Below are 6000 nucleotides of genomic sequence, written 5' to 3' on the forward strand. Positions count from 1 at the left end.
GCGCGATGGAAGCGGTTCCGGCGGCGCGTGCCCGAGCCGGCCGCCGGGTTTCGTAGTCCGATTCGATCGTCTGAGGAAAACGCGCTTTCACGCTACGAGGCGCGCTTCTTTTTCCGCCGTTTCCCGTCGCTACACTCGTCCCATTCAACGGTCCGCGCAGCACGGGGAAGGGTTGCCCGTGCCAGCCGGCGATAACGACAGGACGACGGCACGATGGCTGAACCGAAGGCGCTCCCCCGCGACTGGCAGCGGTTGTTTTCCGCCGGCCGCGGCGTGTCCGGACGGCGCCTCGGGGGCGCGTCGCCGCGCGCCGACCTGTTTCTCGCGACCTTCATCGTCGCGGTCGTCGCGCTGTTCATCCTGCCGCTGCCGCAGGCCGCGCTCGACGGGATGATCTCGCTGAATCTGGCGGCGAGCGTCGTGCTGCTGACGGTGTCGACGTACGTGCCGTCGGCGGTCAGCTTCTCGTCGTTTCCGGCGCTGCTGCTGTTTACGACGCTGTTCCGGCTCGCGCTGAACATCGCGTCGTGCAAGCTGATCCTGCTGCATGCGAACGCCGGCCACGTGATCGACGCGTTCGGGCGGCTGGTGGTCGGCAACAACGTGGTGGTGGGCGGCGTGGTGTTCCTCGTGATCGCGGTCGTGCAGTTCATCGTGATCGCGAAAGGGTCGGAGCGGGTGGCCGAAGTCGGCGCGCGCTTCTCGCTCGATGCGATGCCCGGCAAGCAGATGAGCATCGACGCGGACTTGCGCGCGGGCATCATCAGCGCCGACGAAGCGCGCGAGCGTCGCGAGAAACTCGAGCAGGAATCGCAGATGCACGGCGCGATGGACGGCGCGATGAAGTTCGTGAAGGGCGACGCGATCGCGGGCCTCGTGATCGCGTTCATCAACATCGTCGCGGGGATCGCGGTCGGCACGCTGATGCACGGGATGGACATCGGCGAAGCGCTGCAGCGTTACGCGATTCTGACGGTCGGCGACGGGATGGCGTCGCAGATTCCGTCGCTGCTCGTGTCGATCGCGGCCGGCATCGTGACGACGCGCGTCGCGACGCGCGATGCGCGGCAACGCCAGCTCGGCGAACAGCTCGGCGAGCAACTGGGTGCGCATCCGCGCGCGTTGCTGATCGCGGCGTTCGTGCTGAGCGGTTTTCTCGTCGTGCCCGGTTTCCCGAAATGGTCGTTCGCGCTGATCGCGCTCGGCCTCGGCGCCTTCGCGTTCTCGCAACTGAAGCGCAAGACGTCCGCGCCGAGCTTCAACCTGATTCATGTCGCGGGGCGCGTCGGTGCGGCCGACGACGGCCAGCCCGCGAAGGTGTCGCACGCGGCGGGCGTCACATCGCTGATCGCGGTGTCGCTGTCCGACGACCTGCGCACGAACCTGAACCTCGCGCAATTGCAGGCGGCGCTGTCGAGCGCGAAGGCGCGCGTCGACGCGGACATCGGCACGGTGTTCCCGCGCATCACGCTGAACGACGACGAAGGCGCGCCGGCCGGCACGTACCGGATCTACCTGCAGGACGTGCTCGTCGCGCACGGCGCGCTGAAGCCGGGCTGGCTGCTGTGGGACGGCGTCGCGCCGCTGCCCGAGCGCGCGGAGCGCCAGCCGGCCGAAGCGTTCGGCCCGTTCGCGACCGCGCTGTGGATCAAGCCCGACGGCGCGGCGCCGGACGGCAAGTGGCTGTCGAGCGAGAGCGCGCTGGCCGCGCACGTCGAGCAGATCGTGCGCCAGCACGCGGACGAGCTGCTCGGCATCCAGGAGACGCAGGCGCTCGTGCATCTGGTGCGCCGTGATCATCCGGAGCTCGTCGGCGAACTGACGCGGCTCGTGCCGCTGCAGCGCGTGACCGAAGTGTTGCGCCGCCTGCTGGCCGAACAGGTGCCGATCCGGAACCTGCGCGTGATCTTCGAGAGCCTGATCACGTGGGCGCCGAACGAGCCCGACGACGTGATCGCGCTGGTCGAACTCGTGCGCGTCGACCTGCGCCGGATGATCACCGATCGTCACGCGGGTACGGCGCGCCAGCTGCGGGTCGTGCTGTTCGAGCAGAACCTGCAGGAGCGGATCGAGAGCGCGGTGATGCGCACCAAGCAGGGCAATTTCCTCGCGCTGTCGAGCGCGGTCAAGCAGGACATCGGCGAACAGGTGCGCGCGATCGTGCAGGCCGCGCAGGCGGCCGGCCCCGGCGGCCACGGCAACGCGCAGGGTGGCGCGCGGCTCGCGGTGATGGTCGCGCTCGGCGCGCGCCGCTACGTGAAGACGATCCTGCAGCCGGTGCTGCCCGAACTCGCGGTGCTGTCGTACCAGGAAGTCGAGGAGGACGTGCAGTTGCATACGGTCGGCTGGGTGAAGAACCCGCCGGACGACGGCACGGTCGGCGCGGGCGCCGACGTGCGCGCGCCGGGAGCCGCGCAATGACGAGCTCGACGATCCTCGACCTGACGCGCCAGGCGCTGATGCTCGTGCTGCTGCTGTCGCTGCCGATCGTGCTGATCGCGACCGTCACGGGCCTCGTCGTCGCGATCCTGCAGGCCGTCACGCAGGTGCAGGACGCCAATATCGGCATCGCGGTGCGGCTGATCGCCGTGATGGTCGCGCTCGTGCTGCTGTCGGGCTGGCTCGGCGGCGAAGTGCTGCGCTTCGCGCAGCAGGCGCTGGAACGCATGTTCGTTTCTTCCACAGGAGTCCTTTGATGCGTCGACGCGTCGCCTCGATCCGGTTTCAACCGCGCAGCCTGCAACGGGCCGCGCTTGCCGTGTGCGCGACCGCGCTGCTCACGGCGTCGCTGTGCATGGCGCCCGCGCAGCATGCGCGCGCCGCGGACCTGCGCTGGCGCAACAAGCCGTTCACGATCGTCGCAAACGGCAAGAAGATCGGCGACTTCATCCGCGAGCTCGCGTCGTCGCAGGGCGTGACGGCGGTGGTCGACCCGAAGGTCGACGGCGTGATCAGCGGCCGCTTCTCCGGCACGCCGCAGCAGACGCTCGACACGATCTGCTCGACCTACGGGCTCACGTGGTACTACGACGGCTCGTTCCTGTACGTCGATCCGGCCGACCAGTCGCAGACGCAGATGATCCCGATTCCGCCGAATGCGTCCGGCGAAATCGGCCGCGCGCTGCAGGCGATGCAGATTCCGGACAAGCGCTACACGCTGGTGATCAACGACCGCGCGAACAGCGTGTACGTGGCCGGCCCGCGCCGCTATGTCGAGCTCGTGCGGCAGGCGGTCGGCTCGGTTGGCGATCCGTCGGCGAACGGCGCGCATGCGGACATCCGCGCGTTCCGGCTGAAATACGGCTGGGCGTCGGACTTCACGATCAACCGCTCGGGCAAGGAAGTGACGGTGCCGGGCGTCGCGACGATCCTGCGCCGGCTGTTCGGCAAGGGCGGCGGCACGACCGCGGCGCCGTCCAGCACGCCGCTCGGGCAGGCCGCGCGCCAGGTGAAGCTCGGCTCGGGGCTGACGATCGCGGTGCCGCGGCTCGACTTTCCCGACATTTCCGGCGGCCCGCGGCAGGGCGGTTATGGCGGGGCGGACGGCAGCATGGGCGGCGGCTTCTCGCCGTTCTCGAACAACGGCGGCGGCGACACGCTGCCGCAGATCGTCGCCGACCCGGCGATCAACGCGGTGATCGTGCGCGACCTGCCGGAGAACATGTACCGCTACCAGTCGCTGATCGGCCAGCTCGACGAGCGGCCGCGCATCGTCGAGATCAACGTGACGATCATCGACATCAACGAGGATTCGCTCGACAGCCTCGGGATCGACTGGCGCCTGCACACGACGCACGGCGACGTGCAGATCGGCAACGGCCAGAACGCGCTGAACGGCAACACGCAGTACAACGGCGCCGGCAATCCGCCGCTGACGTTCGGCATCGGCACGTCGGAAACCGGGCAGACGGGCGCCTTCATGCCGACCGGCATCGCGCTGACCGCGTCGATCGGCGGGTCGCTGCGCAACTACCTGCTCACGCGCGTGAACGCGCTCGCGCAGAAAGGCCAGGCGCAACTGCGATCGAAGCCGAAGGTGCTCGCGCTCGACAACACCGAGGCGATCCTCGAGAACCTCACGCAGTTCTACGTGCAGGTGCCGGGCTATCAGGATTCGTCGCTGTACAGCGTGACGACCGGCACCAGCATCAAGGTGACGCCGATGATCGTCGACGAGGCGATCCGCAACGCGGCGGCCGTGTCGGGCAACCCGCAGAGCGTGATGATGTCGATCGACATCCAGGACGGCAACATCGTGCCGGGGCAGGCGGTGTCGAACGTGCCGGTGATCCAGCAGCGCAACATCGTCACCAAGACGATGATCGACGAAGGCAAGAGCCTCCTGATCGCCGGTTTCAACGACGACGAGGTGCGGCTGAACAAGAGCGGCGTGCCCTGGCTGTCCGACATCCCGCTGATCGGCAACCTGTTCAAGTACACCGACAAGTCGGGCAACCACATGGAGCGGTTCTACCTGCTGACGCCGCGGGTCGTGACGAGCGCGTCGATGTATGCGCCGGACGGCTCGCCGGTGAATCCGGGCGTCGACGGTCCGGCGAACCAGGAAGGGATGTCGATGTATCGCCCGCCGGACAACGACGTCACGGTGCCGCTGACGCCGAAGCCGCTGCCCGGCACGAAATTCGGTCCGCCCGCGTTGCCGCCGCCGAAGGATACGGCGGCGTCGCAGCCCGCGGCGACGACCGCAGGAGTGGTCACGCATGTCGACGAGCATCATTGATCCGCACGGCGACGGCGCATTGCCCGGCGGCGCGGCGGGCGGGGCCGGCTCGGCCGCCGCGCTCGCGTCGCCGTGGAACCTGTGCTTCCTGAGCGGGCCGATGTACGGCCGCACGATGTCGCTCGCGCGCGGCGCGAACTGGGTCGGCACGGCGGCCGACTGCGAGGTGATCCTGCCCGATCGCGAGATCGGCGCGAAACAGGTGTGCCTGCAGGTCGGCGCGCTCGCGGTGACGGTGCAGAACCACGGCGGCGACGCCGGCGCGCCGGTGCTGTTCAACGACGAGCCGCTCGGCACCGGCCGCCGCTCGTTGACGCCGAACGACGTCGTGACGGTCGGCTCGATCCGGCTCGGCATCGCACGGCATGCGCAGGCGAGCGTCGCGGTGCCCGACGAAACCGATGCGCCGGACGCCGCGCGCGAAGCCGCGTGGCTCGGCTGGCTCACGGGCGGGCTACGGCGGCTGGGCAGCCGGCGGCTCGTGATCGCGCTGGTCGCGCTGTGGGTCGGCGTGCTGCTCGGCGCGCTCGGCTACGGCTTCGTCGCGTGGTCGGGGCGGCTGCCGTGGCAGCACGAATCGGTGCTCGCGCGCACGCACCGGCTGCAGCAACTGCTGCACGCGTATCCGGAGCTGGCGGTCGCGCCGCGCGACGACGGCGTGATCGTGTCGGGCTACGTGAGCGACCCGGCCGCGCGCGAGCGCGTCGCGCAGATCGTCGCGGGCGTCGACAACGCGGCGCTCGGCAACATCTACGTGGTCAGCGATCTCGTGGCGACCGCGCAGACCTATTTCAGCGACACGGCGCTGACGGTCACGTATCTCGGCCGCGGCCGGATCGAGCTGACGGGCACGGCCGCGCGCGCGCAGATCGAGCCGCGCATCCGCAACTACATGAAGGACGCGCGCCCGGCGCTCGAGGTGGTCGATCACGTGCGCGATGCCGATGCGGCCGCGCCGCGCACGGCGACGACACTCGGCGGCACGGCGGGCATTCCGGAGATCACGACCGTGTTCGCCGGCGACGGCGACCAGCGCTACATCGAGACGGTCGACGGCAGCCGCTATTTCGAAGGCGCGCGGCTGAAGGAGGGCGCGACCGTCGTGTCGATCGGCCCGGACGAGGTCGTGTTCGAACGCAACGGCCAGCGCATCACGATGCCGCTCGGCGGCCCGTCGGCGCGTGCGCCCGAGCAGGCGCCGGCGCCGCCCGTGGCGCCGCTCGCGAGCGGTGCGGCGGCGGGCGTCGCGCAGCCGGTGC

Annotated in this window: 4 protein-coding genes; all 4 read left to right on the forward strand. The window is 69.8% G+C overall.

What is annotated here, in order from left to right; genetic code table 11:
* Window positions 1-213: 213 nt before the first annotated feature.
* The gene (sctV, locus tag MMB92_RS18500; RefSeq protein WP_006498989.1) at window positions 214-2421 is read left to right on the forward strand and encodes a type III secretion system export apparatus subunit SctV; all 2208 of its coding nucleotides are present in this window, start codon (window positions 214-216) and stop codon (window positions 2419-2421) included.
* A complete protein-coding gene (gene sctS / locus MMB92_RS18505; RefSeq protein ID WP_006480854.1) occupies window positions 2418-2696 on the forward strand; it encodes a type III secretion system export apparatus subunit SctS in 279 nt (92 codons plus the stop codon). Before sctV ends, sctS begins: the two co-directional genes overlap by 4 nt.
* Window positions 2696-4741 carry a type III secretion system outer membrane ring subunit SctC gene (gene sctC / locus MMB92_RS18510; RefSeq protein WP_006487858.1) on the forward strand — a complete coding sequence of 682 codons (2046 nt, stop codon included), beginning with the start codon at window positions 2696-2698 and terminating at the stop codon, window positions 4739-4741. Before sctS ends, sctC begins: the two co-directional genes overlap by 1 nt.
* Window positions 4722-6000 (forward strand): type III secretion system inner membrane ring subunit SctD (sctD, locus tag MMB92_RS18515; RefSeq protein ID WP_277562852.1); only part of this gene is annotated, 1279 nt, incomplete at its 3' end. The genes sctC and sctD, both read left to right, overlap by 20 nt.

The sequence above is a fragment of the Burkholderia sp. IO2 genome (genome assembly GCF_029522185.1).
GTDB classification, from domain to species: Bacteria; Pseudomonadota; Gammaproteobacteria; order Burkholderiales; family Burkholderiaceae; genus Burkholderia; species Burkholderia cenocepacia.